Genomic DNA, 15,658 nt, shown 5'->3' on the forward strand with positions numbered 1-15,658 from the left:
CGCTCCCTCACCAGCGGTGCAGCATCAGGTTGGGCATCGTCAGGAAGTCGTTGCCGATCAGCTCGTAGGAGCCCGGCGCCCAGTCCTTCAGATGGCGGATCGCCGTCGACACGTTGGACGCGCCGTTGCCGAGGAAGGCGTCGCAGCGCGCGGCGAGGTGGGCGTCCATGACGACCTCCTCGCCCAGCTTGCGGCCTTCGTGGCCGGCGTAGTGCACGCCGGTGGCGTCGGAGCTGCGCGCGACGTCGGCGGCCAGCACGCGCTCGCCATACTTCTGGCGGTATTCGCGCGCGAAGTGCTCGCTGTCGGTCAGCAGGAAGATGCCCATGGCCGGATCGGCCTGCAGCATGCGGTCGATGCGGTGCTGGTATTGCGCGTTGACCAGCTCGAGGTCGCGCAGCTCGGTGATCTTGTCGCTGCCGCGCACGTGCACGGCGACCCAGCGGCGGCCGGCCATGCGCTCGTTGGCGAATGCGTCGACGCGCGCCTGCAGCGCGGGCTGCAGCTGGACGTACTTGGCGTAGAGGCGGCGGTAGATCGTCGGATAGTCGAGGCCGTGCCAGGGGCTGTCGGGCTCGATCCAGCCGATCAGGTCGACGACCTTGCCGTGGAAGTCGCTGACGACCACGTCCTCGTCGCGCGCCAGCAGGTGCAGCGCGGAGGTGCGCGAGCCCGGGCCCTGGAACTTGTTGACGTTCTCGTCGCGCAGCGTCGCGGCCGTCCACTTGGCCGGGAAGAACGACTGGCCCCAGGCGGCGAGGCCGTCCTGCGTCGCGCCGGAGACCGGGCGGAAGAACAGCTCGAACGCGTTGGCGACACCCTCGGCGCCGAACAGCGTGTTGGCGCCCCAGTGCACGACGGGCGTGCGCCCGGTGAGTTCGGCGAGCAGCAGCTGGCCGACGACGTGGTCCATGTCCGACCAGAAGCCGTAGCCCCAGGCCTTGATCAGCAGGTACCTGGGACGCGCGAGCGCCTTGGGCGCGGTCGACGCGGCGAGCGCGCGGGCGGCCTGCGCCATCTCGCGTGCGCGGTCGCGCCAGGCGCCGATCTCGCCCGAGTCCGGACGCAGCGACAGCGCGCGCGTGAACCACGCGTCGGCCAGCTGGTAGCGGCGCAGGCCCGAGGCCATGTGGCCCAGCAGGCTCATCGCGAGGGCGTCCTGCGGGTTCTCGCGCAAGGCTTCGCGGCAGAGATAGTCGGCCAGCTGCAGGTTGCCGCGCGCGAGCGCGTCGTTGGCGGCGACGGCGGGCGAGACAGCGGGAGCGTCGACCACCGCGTTCACAGCGCGGCCCCGCTCAGCGCGTCGGTCGCGCCGCCCAGCTGCGTCTTGCGCCACATCGCGGTGTAGATCGCCTCGAGGTTGCGCGTGAACGCGTCGGCATCGCACAGCGCGCTGGTCGACTGCGTGGCGCGCAGGTGCGCCTTCAGGCCGGCCAGGCGTTGCGGATCGCGCGCCAGCGCCAGCGCGAGCGCCTCGTAGTCGGCCAGCGAGCCGGTGACCAGCTCGGGGATGCCGGCCGCGTGGAGCAGGCTGCCCGCGACGCGCGACGGGAACGCGCCGCCCATGCAGGTGACGACCGGCAGGCCCGCCATCAGCGCGTCGGCGCAGGTGGTGTGGGCGTTGTACGGATGGGTGTCGAGGAACAGGTCGGCCTGGCGATAGCGCGCGAGGTGATCCTCCACGCGCGGCACACGCTGGGCGAACACGAGGCGGTTCGGATCGACGCCGCGCGCGGCAGCCTCCTTGCGCAGGTTCTCCTGCGACAGCGGGCTGCGCGACATCAGCCACAGCACCGACCCGGGCACCTCGCGCAGCAGGTTCATCCACACGTTGAACACGTGCGGGGCGATCTTGTAGTCGTGGTTGAACGAGCAGAACACGACGCCCTCTTCCGGCAGGCCGCACTCGGCGCGCGAGGGCGTGTGATCCGAGATCTTCAGGCCGGAGGCCGCGGGCAGGTAGGCGTCCGGCAGGTAGACGACCTTCTCGTTGTAGTGCCGCGCGTGCTCGGGCGGGATCACGTGGCGGTCGGCCACGATGTAGTCCATGTACTGCGTGCCCATGGTGCCGGGATAGCCGAGGTAGTTGACCTGCACGGGCGCCGGGCGCATGCCGAACACTTCACTCCGCGAATCCGCCGTGAATCCGGCGAGGTCGATCGCCACGTCCACTTCCATGTCGCGCATGAGCTTCGCGATCTTGGCGCTCTCCATGAGACGCGCGTCGATGAAGTGGTCGAAGGTATCGACCATGCGCTGGCGCAGGCGGCTCGAGTCGTTGGCGCCGATCGAGATCGCGATGGTCTCGAAGCGCGTGCGGTCGTGGCGCTCGAAGATGCCGGCCATCAGGTGGCCCACCGGGTGCTCGCGCAGGTCGGGCGAGACGTAGGCGATGCGGATGCGGTCGTGCTTGTAGCGCTGGCCCGTCCACAGCGGCGCCGTGCGCGGCGCGTAGCGGTGCTGCGCGAAGATCTCGGCGCACTTGTGGTGGACGGCGGCGTCGTCGGTGATGGACATCACGCCCAGCGACTTGGCGATCGGCTTGCCGGCCTCGATGCCGTCGAGGATCTTGGCGACGTCGGAGTCGAAGTGCGACCAGTCGCACTGGTGCATGCGCTCGTAGCAGATCGAGCCGACGCCGTAGTCGAAGTCGGGCTTGAGCTGCAGCAGGCGCTCGAACATCGCCACGGCTTCCTGCGGGCGCTTGAACTCGGTCAGCATGATCGCGAGGTTGGACATCGCGTTCAGGTGATCGGGCTTGAGCGCCAGCGCGCGGTTGAAGCGGTCGATCGCCGCGTGGTGGTTCAGCTGCTCGCGGTGGAGCGTGCCGCTGTTGATCAGCGCCTCGACGTAGTCGGGCTTGAGCTCCAGCGCCTTGTCGTAGCTGGCGATGGCCGCCTCGCGCAGGCCCAGGCGTTGCTGGACGGCGCCGGCGGCGTACCAGATCGGGGCGAAGGTCGACGCGACCTGGACCCCGCGCTCGACGACCGGCAGCGCGCGCTCGGCGCCGAAGCGTTCCATCAGCACGACGGCCAGCGAATACAGCGCGACGCCTTCGTTGGGGATGTGGGTCAGGAACAGCTCGAAGACGGCCTGCGCCTGCTCCAGCTTGCCTTCGTTCTGCAGCGCGATGCCCTGCAGCAGCAGGTTGCGGTCGATGACGATGCGCTCGGCGCCGGGGGCCGCGACGGCCGCGAGCGCGGCGCTGGCCGGGTCGGCGGGCATCGCGCCGGCAGCCATCCCGGGGGCGCGCTGCGCTGCGACGTGGGGGGCGACCTGGCTGGACTGCTGCATTCGGCGACTCCAAGGAAAACTTTATGGGAATGATCCGAATGGTCGCGCGCCGGGGCCCATTCCAATCGGGCGAAAAGGCCGGATGCGGGGCCGCATATCGGCGCCGGAAGCGCGAAAGCGGCGCCCACGGCGCCGCCAGGACGCCTCCCGGCGTCCGCCAGACGGGTGCGCCCGCCGCTACTCCAGGTGCACCGCCAGGCCCAGGCCCAGCGACCACAGCAGCGCGTTGGACTGCTGCGTGTCGTACAGCGCGTCGACGTACTGCACCCGCATGTTGTAGTGGTCGCCCTCGGCGGCCATGACGTCGAACAGCGAGCGCCGGCCGAGCTGCTGCCACTGCTGCAGCGTGAAGTTGCGCACCAGCTCGCTGTTGTGCAGGATCTCGATGACGCTGCGCGCCCGCTCCATCGCGTGCTCGGCCTGCTCGTGCACCTCGGCCATGCGGTACTTGCGCGACTCGAGCGCGTCCTCGCGCGTCAGGCGCGCGGCCGCGGCGCGCTTGCGGGCGGACTCGGTCGTGTAGTTGTTGGACGCGTTGAAGATCTGCCAGTTGAAGGTCAGCCCGCCCGACACCGAGCGCGACGTGCCCGCCCCGGCCGACTTCGTCGCGGCCACCAGCACGCCCAGCTGCGGCTTCTGGCCGTCGAGCACCGAGCGCACGTAGGCGTCGAGCGCGTCGGCCTGCGAGTCGAGCGCGCGGATCTCGGACGCCCGCGACGCGATCGTCAGCAGGTCGTCGAGCGCCGGCGTGTCCAGCATCACCGACGTGATGCCCTCGGTGGGCGGCAGGTCGTCGCCGACGAAGCGCTTCAGGCGGATCTCGGTGAGCCGCTTCTGCGACAGCGTCTGGTCGCGCGACAGCTCGGCCTGCTGCTGCGTCTTCCTCGCCTGCACGAGTTCGCTGGTGCGGCCGCGGTCTGCCGCGACGATCTGCTGCAGCGCGTCGACCAGGCAGCCCATCTTGCGGGCGTACTGGTCGTAGACCTGCGCCTCGACGGTGTAGCGGCTGCGGTCCAGCGCCAGCGACACCGTCTGCAGCGCGACCTGCTCCTGCGCCCCGATCTCGCCGAACTTGGCGACCTCGGCGAGGTGCGAGCGATAGGCGGTGAGATCGCGGATGTGGCCGCCGTCGTACAGCGGCGCGGAGACGTTCAGGCCGCCCTGGAACTGCGAGCCGTGCACGGCCGCGGTGTTGGGCGCGCCGGCGTCGATGCCGCCGATCTGGCCGGAGATGCCGACCTGCGGATAGAGCTGGGCGTGCGCCTCGTCGATGTCGATCGCGGCGGCCTCGGCCAGCAGCTTGGCCGCGCCGACCGCGTTGCTGCGGCGGATGGCGGACTGCACCATCGCCAGCAGGTTCATGCGCGGCGCGACGCTGTCGGCCCCGGCCGACCGCGCACCGGCCGTGGCGGGCACCGTGCGGAACGTGGGGGTCGCCTTCGGGTCGGCGCCCTCGTCGCTGATGCAGCGGCCATTGGCAGCCGGCACGGGCGCGGGCGCGCTCGCCTGGGCGACGGTCACGCGGCGCGCCGTGACGGCGGAAGCCGGCGCCGAGACGGCGGCGCCCAGCGCGACGGCGAGCATCGCGCAGGCGGTCCAGGTCGATTTGGAAGTCGTGGATCCCATGGCGGGGTCAGAGTTTCGGCAGGGACGTCCGTCCCTTGATTCGGGAGATCAGCCCGCGAGCGCGGCGCGGATGTTCGGGATGGGCGGCAGCGCCGGCAGGAACGTCGTCGGCGCGAGTTCGGCCGTGAAGTCCAGCGTGCGGCGGAAGTAGTCGACGGTCTCCTTCAGGCCGTCGGCCAGCGCGACCTTCGGTTCCCAGCCCAGCTTCTCGCGCGCCTGGGTGATGTCCGGGCGGCGCTGCTTCGGGTCGTCCTGCGGCAGCGGGCGGAACGCGATGGTCGACTTCGAGCCCGTGATCGCGACCACCAGCTCGGCCAGCTCGCGCATCGTGAACTCCACCGGGTTGCCGACGTTGATCGGGCCGGTGATGGACTTGTCCGAGTCCATCAGGCGCAGCATGCCCTCGATCAGGTCGTCGACGTAGCAGAAGCTGCGCGTCTGCAGGCCGTCGCCGTACAGCGTGATCGGCTCGCCCTTGAGCGCCTGCACGATGAAGTTGCTCACCACGCGGCCGTCGTCGGGCTGCATGCGCGGGCCGTAGGTGTTGAAGATGCGGATGACCTTGATCGCGAGCTGGTGCTGGCGCCAGTAGTCGAAGAACAGCGTCTCGGCGCAGCGCTTGCCCTCGTCGTAGCACGAGCGCGGGCCGATCGGGTTGACGTTGCCCCAGTACTCCTCGCGCTGCGGGTGCATCGAGGGATCGCCGTAGACCTCGCTGGTCGAGGCCTGCAGGATGCGCGCCTTGAGCCGCTTGGCCAGGCCCAGCATGTTGATCGCGCCGTGGACGCTGGTCTTGGTCGTCTGCACCGGGTCGTGCTGGTAATGCACGGGGCTGGCCGGGCAGGCGAGGTTGAAGATGCGGTCGACCTCGACGTAGAGCGGGAACGTCACGTCGTGGCGCATCAGCTCGAAGTTCTTGTTGCCCATCAGGTGGCGCACGTTGGCCTTGCCGCCGGTGTAGAAGTTGTCCACGCAGAGCACTTCGTCGCCGCGCGCGATCAGGCGATCGCACAGATGGCTGCCGAGGAAGCCGGCGCCGCCGGTGACGAGGACTTGGGTCATTCGAGGTGCTCCAACATGGATCGATGGAACGGATGATGGGCGTTCTGAAGGGCTGCTGTTCAGCCGAAAAGCGGGACGAAACCGCGGCAATCCCGACCCGGCGGCCGAGGTGTCGACCGCGTGCGGCCCCTGCCGGAAATGGCGGGCGAACGCGGCGCAGTTCCGCTCGTGGGCGCGACGTCGCGCTGGCAACATCGGCGGCAACACGTCGAAGGTCCGCGCGCGACCGCATCGAAAGGCACGCCCCGTGAAAGTCTTCATCTACCACCAGTTCATCGCCAACCCGGCCATCGCGGAGCACAACGAGCGCCTGGCGGCGGCGAACCGCCTGGGCCAGCACCTGCAATACCTGCAGGACGTCTACGCGTGGTTCCGCGGCTTCGAGACCACCAACCCGGACGAGGCCGACTTCTTCTTCGTCCCGCTGTTCCTCGCCGGCTGGCAGTTCGCCAACCACGATCCGTCGGACTTCATCGGCATGTGCGCGCACGCCGGCCGCGGCCGCCACGTGCTGCTGTCCTCCGGCGACGTCGGCCAGCGCGCCGAGTCGCGCCACGAGCTCAGGCACGCCGGCCGCGCCTACGAGAAGAAGTACGCCTGGCTGGACGACCGCTTCATCCTGCTGGCGCTCGAATCGACGCCGCTGCTGCACAAGCAGGACATCGCCTTCCTGCCCTACGCGATCCGCGACATCGCCCCGCTGCACCTGCCACGCGACCTGTTCGCGTCCTTCATGGGCGCGATGAGCTACTCGCTGCTGCCGCGCGAACACATTCGCGGGCACGTCATGCTGAACCTGAAGGCGCGCCACGAAGGCGATGCGCGGGTGTTGCTGGGCACGCCCGAGCAGGTCACCGCCGACCTGGGCCGCAAGCCGAGCTACGACGAGATCATGGCGCGCTCCGTCTTCACGCTATGCCCCGCCGGGTATGGCCGCTGGAGCTTCCGCTTCATCGAGGCGCTGCTGCACGGCTCGATTCCCGTGCTGCTGTGCGACGACTACGTGATGCCCTTCGCCGACCAGATCCGCTGGGACGACTACTGCATCGTCGTGCCCGAGAAGGACGCGCTGTCCACCATCGACCTGCTGCGCTGCCTCCCCGTCGACGACGTGACGCGCCTGCAGGCCAACATCCTGCGCGACCGCGAACGCTTCCTGCGGCCTGCGGTGCTGGCGGCGATCGGCCACCAGCTGGAGCGCCAGGCCGTGCGCGAGGTGGTCGCGGCCTGAGGCCGCAAGCCCGTTCGCGGACCGCCGCAAGCGGGTGAAGCACCGGATGTCGGCGCGCGCCGGCCTTGGATACGCTACGGCATCGCCCCAGCGCTTGCCTCCGGAGAGTCCCATGCGAACCAAGACCGCCCTGCGTTCCGCCATCCTCCTGTCGACGACGCTGGCCCTCGCCACCGCCGCATCGGCGGCCACCGAGCCCTATCCCGCCATGGCGCCGCTGGCGCAGTACCTGATGCCGCAGGACGACGAGGTCGCGCTCGCGCGCAGCGCCGCGCCCAAGGCCGTGTCGGACGACGCCGAGGTGATGGTGCTCACGAAACAGGGCTACGTCACGGTCGCCAAGGGCGGCAACGGCTTCCTTTGCCTCGTCGAACGCGGCTGGGCCGGCGACTCGAGCTTCGCCGACTTCTGGAACCCGAGGCAGCGTGCGCCGATCTGCTTCAACGCCGCCGCCGCCCGCAGCTACACGCCGATCTTCCTGATGAAGACCCGGCTGGCGCTCGAGGGCCGGTCGAAAAGGGAGATCGTCGACGCGACCTCGGCGGCGCTCGACAGCAAGCAGTTGCCGGAGCTCGCGCCCGGGGCGATGTGCTACATGATGTCGAAGCAGCAGTACCTCAACGACGAGGACAAGGCCTGGCGCCCGCACCTGATGTTCTTCGTGCCCGGCAGTGCCGCGAAGACCTGGGGCGCCAATGTGCCGGGCTCGCCGCTGATCGCGGCCGACGTGCCCGAAGAGCGCGTGACCATCATGATGATGGTGGCCGCGAAATGGTCCGACGGGACGCCGGCGACGGCGCCCGCGATGTCGATGAATCATTGATGACCCCCTGACTCGCCGAAGGGCCGAGCCCGGAGGCGTTGAACCGCCCCGCACTCCCCGGGGCATCCACGCAGCGCACGGCGCCGAGCGCCGACACGCCGGGCGTGCGACATCCAACCACCTTCGGGAGTCAGACATGGGCACCGGTTCCAGGTCGCAGCGCAAGGCCTTCGGCCTCGCGTCGGTCGCGATCGCATGGGCCGGCGCCGACCAACATCGCCGACCCGAGCGGCTGGAGCGCGAAGACCACGCATGACGGCGCGGGCGACGGCTTCGCGATCCAGTGGAAGGCCGGCGCCGGCGCCCTGCTCGCGCCGGGCCAGTCGCTGGCCGGCTTCATGTTCGACAGCGACACACCTCGCCGGCCGAGATGATGGGCGACGGCGTCTTCTTTCCCGGCACGCCGGTGACGACCACCTTCGTCTACTCCGGCGCGCCGTTCTCCGACGCGGGCGTCGAGTTGCTGCTTGAGCCGTCGTTGCTGGCGCTGATGGGCCTGGGCGCGCTGGCGTTCGCGGCCAGGGCACGCGAGGCGGCGGACGCCGCGGGCCGTCTGAGCGGCCGCGCGACCTCCAATGAAAAAGGCGCCACGACGGCGCCTTTTCTGCATCGCGGCGAATCGCTTCAGCCGCGCTTCTGCTTGCGGCGCGCAGCGGCGAGCGCGACCAGGGCGATGCCGACGCCCGCGAGCGTGCCCGGTTCCGCCACGGTCGACACCGTCAGCTTGGCGCCACCGATGCCGGCGGGCAGGTGCGCCTGGCCTTCGTCCACGACGCCCGTGTAGTTGCCCGTCAGCAGGACGCCGCCCGTGCCGTAGATCTGCGGGCCGTAGAAGTCGAGCAGGGTCGTGGAGCCGGCGCCGGTGATCGTCACGTCGAACAGGCCGTCCTCGGACGTCGGATAGAAGGTGACGCCCGTGACGTTGCCGACCTTGACGCCGTTCAGCGTGAACAGGGCGTCGATCACCGACTGGATGCCGGCGCCTTGCGCGGTCGTCGGGCTCTGCACTTCGAACGACAACGCGTAGGCCTCGTTGGCCTTGCTGAGGCCCGTGGTCGGCGCGGAGGACGAATACGTGCCGTTCGCGGTGATCATGACCAGGGAAGCCGATGCGCTGCCCGCGAGGACGGACAGTGCGACGGGCAGGACCAGGCGGGTCAGCATCGTCTTGGTGGAAATGTTGAACAAGGGAGCTCCAATGAATTTGGGATTGGCTGAACAGGCGATCCGTGATTGGACGCCCGATAGCTAAAGCACGAACCGGGCCGGATTCCGATTGCCCTTTTGGATCAACAACTTAGGGGGATAACCGCCAAATCGCTGTGTCCAAGTGTAAAAAAAGCTGACAACTGCCGAGACTCTTGACTGTGATTTATGTCACAGACCGCGGATGGCGCCGAAATGCGACCGCCTCCCGGCGACCGCCCCGATCCGCGCCCTCAACGCTCACGGAACGCTTCCTTGGACTTCAGCATTGGCCGCAGCAGGAAGTTCAGCACCGAGCGCTCGCCGATGCGCACTTCCACGCTGCCGGTCATGCCGGGCAGCAGCGGCAGCGTCTTGCCCTTCTCGTGCAGCGTGTTGGCGTCCACGCGCAGCATCACGCGGTAGTAGGTCGGGTCGGCACTGCCGACGGGGCGGTCGGGGTCGCCGAGGGCGTCGGGGCTGATCGACTCGATGCGGCCGTCGATCGCGCCATACAGCGCGAAGTCATAGGCCGAGAGCTTGACCTTGGCGACCTGGCCCACCTGCAGGAAGCCGATCTCGCCCGGCTTGACGTGCGCCTCGATCAGCGTGAGCTTGCCGATCGGCACGATCTCCATGATGGGCGCGCCGCCGCCGATCACGCCGCCGAGCGTGTTGATGCGGATGTTCTTGACGATGCCGCGCACCGGCGACTTGATCTTCGTGCGCTCGAGCACGTCCTGGCGGCCGGCCTGCTGCTCCTGGAGCGCGGCGAGCTCTGTCTTCAACTTGGCGAGCTCGCTGCTGGCGTCCTGGCGGAACCGGTTCATGCGGTCTTCCGTCTGCAGCGACATCTCGTTGATCTGGCGCCGCAGGTGCAGCACTTCCACCTCGGACAGCAGGCCCTTGGCCGACATCGCCTCCGACATCTGCAGCTCGCGGCGCAGCATGTCGATGCCGCGGGCGTTGGAGCCGGCGGCGTCGTCGTTGGCGCGCTTGCGGGCGAGGTAGGACTCGCGCTCGCTCTCCGCGACGTCGGGCGCGGCCTCGACCTCGGCCGGGAACGCCAGCGGGCGACCCATGGCCTCGGCCGTCAGCCGCGCGATCTGAGCCTTCAGCGCGATCATCTTGGTCTCGCCTTCGGCCTGCTGCGCCTGGAAGCGGGTCGGGTCGAGCTCGGCGAGATCCTGGCCCTCCTCCACCTGCTCGCCTTCCTTGACGAACAGCTCGCGCAGGATGCCGCCTTCGAGGCTGGCGATGACCTGCTCGCGGCCCTCGGGCACGACGCGGGCATCGGCCTTGGTGACCTCGTCGACTCGCGCCACCGACGCCCACGTCAGCGCGGAGGCCAGCGTCGCGGCCATCAGGTAGAGCACCCACGAGACATGCGGCGCCGCCTCGACGACCTGCGCCGCGCGCACGCCGCTCATGAAGGCGGCGTCGCCGCGGCGCGCGCGGCCACCCATCTGGGGCACGGCCAGCGCGGGCTCGGGCGCCTTCAGGAACGGCAGCTTGAACGGGAGGCTGAAGCGGGGCATCGTGGTCGACCCACAGGCGCGTCAGGCGGCCTGCGCCCTTTCCATGGCCGGCGGCGCGGGCTGGCGCTGCACAGGCTGTTCGGCGGACGGGCGCTGCTGCGGCAGCTGCTGCTGGCCGGGCGGCTTGATGCCGGACAGCGCGGCCAGCACCGCGGCCTTCGGGCCGTCGAGCACCACCTTGCCGCCGTCGACCACCATCACGCGGTCGACCAGCTCCAGCACCGCGGGACGGTGCGTGACCATGATCAGCGTGCGCGTGCCCGCAGCTTCCTTGAGCTGGCGCAGGAACATGACTTCGGACTGCGCGTCCATCGAGCTGGTGGGCTCGTCCATCAACAGGATCTGCGGCTTGGTGATCAGGCAGCGCGCGAGCGCGACGAGCTGGCGCTGGCCGCCGGACAGCAGGCCGCCCATCTCGCCCACCGACAGCTCCCAGCCCTGCGGATGCCCGGCCACGACGCGATCGAGACCCGTGACCTTGGCCACCTCGGCGAGCTTGGCGGCGTCGAGCTGCGGGCGGCCCATCATCACGTTGTCGCGCAGCGTCCCCTTGAACAGGCGCGGCTCCTGCGAGACGAAACCCACGCGCATGCGGTAGTCGGCCGGGTCGATCTGGCGCAGGTCGAGGCCGTCGACGTCGACGAAGCCCTCGCTCGGCTGATAGAGGCCCGCCATCAGGCGCAGGATGGTGGACTTGCCGCTGCCGATGCGCCCGAGGATCGCGATGCGCTCGCCCGCGTTGACCTTGACGGTCACGTTCTTCAACACGCGCGGCGCGGCAGCGTCGGTCGTCTGCGGGTAGGCGAAGCTCAGGTCGTTGAGGCCGATCTGGCCGGTGACGCGATGGCCGGTCACGTAGGCGCGGCCGTTCTCGCGCTCGCTCGGCTCGGCCATCATCTTGTCGAGCGACACCATCGCCGCACGCGCGCCCTGGTAGCGCGAGGCCAGGCTGACGACGCTGTTGACCGGCATCACCGCGCGGCCCGCGTACATCACGGCGCCGATCAGCGCGCCGCCGGTCACGACGCCGTCGTGGATCAGGTACACGCCCCACACCAGCATCACCAGCGTGATCAGCTGCTGCGAGACGCTGGAGATGTTGTTGGTCCAGCCCATCATCCAGCGCGACATCAGGCCGGCCTCGGCGGCGGCGGCGTTGGCGTTCTCGAAGCGGTGCAGGAAGCGGCCTTGCGCGCCCACGGCCTTGAGGTCCTCGAGGCCTTCGACGGCCTCGACGATCACGCCCTGCAGGTCGGCCTGGTGCGCCAGGCTCGCGCGCATCGCGCGGCGCAGGCGGCTCTGCACCGTCAACGCCAGCGTGATCAGCATCGGGATCGCCATCACCAGCACCCAGCCGAGCGGGCCGCCGATGACGAAGGTCATGGCCACGTACATCGCGATGAACGGCACGTCGCTGACCGCCGACAGCGTCGCGCCGGCGAAGAACTCGCGCACGATCTCGATCTGCGCGATGTGGTGCGCGTAGTTGCCGGCGGACTCCGGGCGGTGCTCCATGCGCACGCCCAGCGTCTGGCGGAACAGCAGCGAGCCGATGATGAGGTCGGCCTTCTTGCCGGCAGTGTCGATCAGGTGGCTGCGCAGCTGGCGCGAGACCAGGTCGAAGATCAGCGCGATCAGCGAGCCGGCGGCCAGCGCCCACAGCGTCACGAAGCCCTGGTGCGGGATGACCTTGTCGTAGATCACCGACGTGACGAGGCCGGTGACCAGCATCAGCACGTTGCTCAGGAGCGCGGCGATCATCGCCGAGCGGTAGTAGGGGATGAAGCGGCGCAGCGTGCCCCACAGCCAGTGGCCGTTCGGGTTCAGCAGCGCCTGCTCGCGGCCGGCCTGGCCGTGCGCCAGTTCGGGCAGCGGCGTGGCCACCAGCGCGAAGCCGAGGTACTCCTGCTCCAGCTCGGCCTCGGTCGCCTGGCAGGTGTGGAATTCCTGCCCGGGCATCACGATCTCGCACACCGGCGACTGGCCGCGCGGGGTGTCGAGGCGGCGCGCCAGCACGCAGGCGTCGCCGTTCTTCAGCAGCAGGATGGCGGGCAGCAGCAGCGCGTGGATGTCGCCGATGTCGCGTTGCATCAGGCCCGCGTTGTAGCCGGCCGCCCGCATCACGCGCACGGCCTGGTCGGGATTGAGCAGGCCATCGATGGGCATGCCGTCGAGCAGCGAATCGGCCGACCGCTCCTTGCCGTGGTGCCGGGTCAGGTAGACCATCGAGTGCAGCAAGGCGTCGTGGTCGACGCCGATCGCGTCGAGCTCGGGGATCGCGTCGACGGCGCCCTCTTCCTGCAGATTCGGGCGCGCGCCCGCCGGCACGCCGCCGCCTTCGCGGGGAGAGCCGGATTCGAAATCCAGGAAGGGATCCTGACGGTCGCTCATGGGGACGTCAGGCGTCGAGCAACCGGCAGGTCGGGGAGGCGTTCATCGCGGACTTCTCGATTGGGAGATTCGGTTGCATCGATTCTGCGATGCCGTCCAGCTTCCCATTGACCGCATCAGCCGGGTCAACCCCGCCCTATTCATCCCTCCAAAATGCAAAAGGCCCCGCCGGGCGGGGCCTTGCTGCCGAGCTGCCGAAGCGCGTCAGCGCTTGGATCGCTTGGACGCCGGCTTGGCGCCGCGCGACGCCGTCTTGGTGATCGCCGGCCGATGCGCGACGCCGGGGGCGCCGCCCGTCTTGGGCTTGCGGCCGGCACGCTTGACCTGGCGATCCTGCGCCTCCACCGACGCCAGTTGCTCGGCGGCAGTCGGCGCCGAGCCGCGCTGCGCCGGCTCGGTCTTGCGGCCGCGGCCCAGCAGGCGCTCGCCCTCGGCCTCGCGCACGATGCGGAAGTCGATCTTGCGGCCGTCGAGGTCGACCCGGCTGACCTGCACCCGCACCCGCGCGCCGATCGCATAGCGGATGCCCGTGCGCTCGCCGCGCAGCTCCTGGCGCACCTCGTCGAACTTGAAGTACTCGCCGCCGAGCTCGGTGATGTGCACCAGGCCCTCGACGTAGAGCGTGTCGAGCGTGACGAACAGCCCGAAGGTCGTGGCCGCGCTGACGGTGCCGGAGAACTCCTCGCCCAGGCGCTCGCGCATGAAGCGGCACTTGAGCCAGGCCTCGACATCGCGCGAGGCCTCGTCGGCGCGGCGCTCGTTGGCGCTGCAGTGCTCGCCGGCCGAGACCCAGTGCGCCATCTCGGACTCGCCCGTCTTGCCCGCCGCACGCGAGCTCTTGCGCGCGCCCGCGCTCGCCGAGGTCTCGACCTCCGGCGCATGCAGGTGATAGCGCCTGCCCTGGAGCAGCGCCTTGATCACGCGGTGCACCAGCAGGTCGGGGTAGCGGCGGATCGGGCTCGTGAAGTGCGCGTAGGCCTCGTAGGCGAGGCCGAAGTGGCCGCTGTTCTTGGGCGTGTAGATCGCCTGCTGCATCGAGCGCAGAAGCATCGAGTGGATCTGCTGCGCGTCGACGCGATCCTTGGTGGCCTGCGCCAGCGCCTGGTATTCGGCCGGCTTCGGGTCGTCGCTGATCGACAGCCCCAGGCCCAGCGCCTTCAGGTAGTTCTGCAGCGTGATCTTCTTCTCGGGCGTCGGGCCCTCGTGCACGCGGAACAGCGCCGGGTGCTCATGCAGCGCGATGAAGTCGGCGGCGCAGACGTTGGCCGCCAGCATCGCCTCCTCGATCAGCTTGTGCGCGTCGTTGCGCGTGCGCGGCACGATGCGCTCGATGCGGCCGTTGTCGTCGCAGATGATCTGCGTCTCGGTGGTCTCGAAGTCGATCGCGCCGCGGCGCGTGCGCGCCTTCAGCAGCGCGCGGTAGACGTCGTGCAGGTTGAGCAGGTGCGGCACCAGCTCGGCGCGCTCGGCGGCCTCGGGGCCGCGCGTGTTGCCCAGCACGGCGGCGACCTCGGTGTACGTGAGGCGCGCGTGCGAGTTGATGACGGCCGGATAGAACTGGTACGCGCCCTGCTCGCCGTCTTCGCCGATCAGCATGTCGCACACCATCGAGAGGCGGTTTTCCTCCGGGTTGAGCGAGCACAGGCCGTTCGAGAGCTTCTCGGGCAGCATCGGGATCACGCGGCGCGGGAAGTAGACCGAGGTCGCGCGCTCGTAGGCGTCGTTGTCCAACGCCTCGCCCGGCTTGACGTAGTGGCTGACGTCGGCGATCGCGACGATCAGGCGCCAGCCGCTGAACGCGTTCTTGCCGCGGCCCGACTTGTGGGGCTCGCAGTAGACGGCGTCGTCGAAGTCGCGCGCGTCCTCGCCGTCGATGGTGACGAGCGGGACGTCGGTCAGGTTGATGCGGCCCTTCATGTCGACCGCGCGCACGTGGTCGGGCAGCTTGGCCGTCTGGGCCAGCGTCTCGGCCGAGAAGCGATACGGCACCTCGTATTTGCGGACGGCGATCTCGATCTCCATCCCGGGATCGTCGATCTCGCCCAGCACCTCGGTGATGCGGCCCACCGGCTGCGAATACATCGACGGCGGCTCGGTGAGTTCCACCGCCACCACCTGGCCGGCGACCGCGGAGGCCGTGGCGTTCTTCGGGATCAGGATGTCCTGGCCGTAGCGCCTGTCTTCCGGAGCGACCAGCCAGGCGCCGCCTTCGTTGAGCAGGCGGCCGATGATCGGAGCCTTGCGGCGTTCGACGATCTCCAGGATGCGCCCCTCGGGCCGCCCCTTGCGGTCGAATCGCACGAGCCGCACCTTGACGCGGTCGCGGTGCAGCACGGAACGCATCTCCTGCTGCGAGATGTAGACGTCGGGCTCGCCGTCGTCGCGCTTGACGAACCCGTGTCCGTCGCGGTGGCCGAACACCACACCCTCGGCTTCACCCATCAAGGCGCCATTTAGCGCGGGGGGGCTTGCAACTGTTTTATTCTTGATGATATGATCTCTTTCTTC

At 69.6% G+C, this 15,658-nt stretch carries 10 protein-coding genes; 2 read left to right on the plus strand and 8 right to left on the minus strand.

Translation table 11 applies throughout. The features are described 5' to 3' along the window. Positions 1-7: 7 nt before the first annotated feature. From LPC04_RS12760 to LPC04_RS12775, 4 genes are all read right to left on the minus strand, one after another. A complete protein-coding gene (locus LPC04_RS12760; RefSeq protein ID WP_275682601.1) occupies positions 8-1,273 on the minus strand; it encodes an O-fucosyltransferase family protein in 1,266 nt (421 codons plus the stop codon). Positions 1,274-1,278: 5 nt separating this feature from the next. Then, positions 1,279-3,294, minus strand: coding sequence for an O-linked N-acetylglucosamine transferase, SPINDLY family protein (locus LPC04_RS12765; RefSeq protein WP_275682602.1), 2,016 nt, complete (start codon positions 3,292-3,294; stop codon positions 1,279-1,281). Between the two features lie 177 nt (positions 3,295-3,471). Beyond that, on the minus strand, positions 3,472-4,920 hold the full coding sequence (locus LPC04_RS12770) for a TolC family protein (RefSeq protein WP_275682603.1): 1,449 nt from the start codon (positions 4,918-4,920) through the stop codon (positions 3,472-3,474). A 48-nt stretch (positions 4,921-4,968) separates the two neighbouring features. After that, positions 4,969-5,982, minus strand: coding sequence for a UDP-glucuronic acid decarboxylase family protein (locus tag LPC04_RS12775; RefSeq protein WP_275682604.1), 1,014 nt, complete (start codon positions 5,980-5,982; stop codon positions 4,969-4,971). 247 nt (positions 5,983-6,229) lie between these two features. Between LPC04_RS12775 and LPC04_RS12780 the strand changes: the two genes are divergently transcribed. Beyond that, complete coding sequence (locus LPC04_RS12780) at positions 6,230-7,213, plus strand: exostosin domain-containing protein (RefSeq protein ID WP_275682605.1); 984 nt, start codon at positions 6,230-6,232, stop codon at positions 7,211-7,213. Between the two features lie 112 nt (positions 7,214-7,325). Next, complete coding sequence (locus LPC04_RS12785) at positions 7,326-8,036, plus strand: hypothetical protein (protein WP_275682606.1); 711 nt, start codon at positions 7,326-7,328, stop codon at positions 8,034-8,036. A 624-nt stretch (positions 8,037-8,660) separates the two neighbouring features. Here LPC04_RS12785 and LPC04_RS12790 read toward each other — a convergent pair. The 4 genes from LPC04_RS12790 to rnr all read right to left on the minus strand — a co-directional run bounded on the left by LPC04_RS12790 (position 8,661) and on the right by rnr (position 15,592). Further along, entirely contained in the window at positions 8,661-9,224 is a 564-nt protein-coding gene (locus LPC04_RS12790; RefSeq protein ID WP_275682607.1) for a PEP-CTERM sorting domain-containing protein, read from the minus strand. A 251-nt stretch (positions 9,225-9,475) separates the two neighbouring features. Further along, on the minus strand, positions 9,476-10,759 hold the full coding sequence (locus LPC04_RS12795; protein ID WP_275682608.1) for an HlyD family type I secretion periplasmic adaptor subunit: 1,284 nt from the start codon (positions 10,757-10,759) through the stop codon (positions 9,476-9,478). 21 nt (positions 10,760-10,780) lie between these two features. Further along, positions 10,781-13,150 carry a type I secretion system permease/ATPase gene (locus LPC04_RS12800; RefSeq protein WP_275682609.1) on the minus strand — a complete coding sequence of 790 codons (2,370 nt, stop codon included), beginning with the start codon at positions 13,148-13,150 and terminating at the stop codon, positions 10,781-10,783. Between the two features lie 204 nt (positions 13,151-13,354). After that, positions 13,355-15,592, minus strand: coding sequence for a ribonuclease R (gene rnr, locus LPC04_RS12805; protein ID WP_420854717.1), 2,238 nt, complete (start codon positions 15,590-15,592; stop codon positions 13,355-13,357). Between the last annotated feature and the right edge of the window lie 66 nt (positions 15,593-15,658).

Origin of the sequence: Scleromatobacter humisilvae (assembly GCF_023231945.1) — a bacterium.
In the GTDB taxonomy this organism is placed as follows: Bacteria; Pseudomonadota; Gammaproteobacteria; order Burkholderiales; family Burkholderiaceae_C; genus Scleromatobacter; species Scleromatobacter humisilvae.

Excerpts from the sequence above, each read along its gene's own strand:
- LPC04_RS12765 (WP_275682602.1), bottom strand. The coding sequence starts at position 3,294 with ATGCAGCAGTCCAGCCAGGTCGCCCCCCACGTCGCAGCGCAGCGCGCC.
- LPC04_RS12770 (WP_275682603.1), bottom strand. The coding sequence starts at position 4,920 with ATGGGATCCACGACTTCCAAATCGACCTGGACCGCCTGCGCGATGCTC.
- LPC04_RS12775 (WP_275682604.1), bottom strand. The coding sequence starts at position 5,982 with ATGACCCAAGTCCTCGTCACCGGCGGCGCCGGCTTCCTCGGCAGCCAT.
- LPC04_RS12785 (WP_275682606.1), top strand. The coding sequence starts at position 7,326 with ATGCGAACCAAGACCGCCCTGCGTTCCGCCATCCTCCTGTCGACGACG.
- LPC04_RS12795 (WP_275682608.1), bottom strand. The coding sequence starts at position 10,759 with ATGCCCCGCTTCAGCCTCCCGTTCAAGCTGCCGTTCCTGAAGGCGCCC.
- LPC04_RS12800 (WP_275682609.1), bottom strand. The coding sequence starts at position 13,150 with ATGAGCGACCGTCAGGATCCCTTCCTGGATTTCGAATCCGGCTCTCCC.
- rnr (WP_420854717.1), bottom strand. The coding sequence starts at position 15,592 with ATGGGTGAAGCCGAGGGTGTGGTGTTCGGCCACCGCGACGGACACGGG.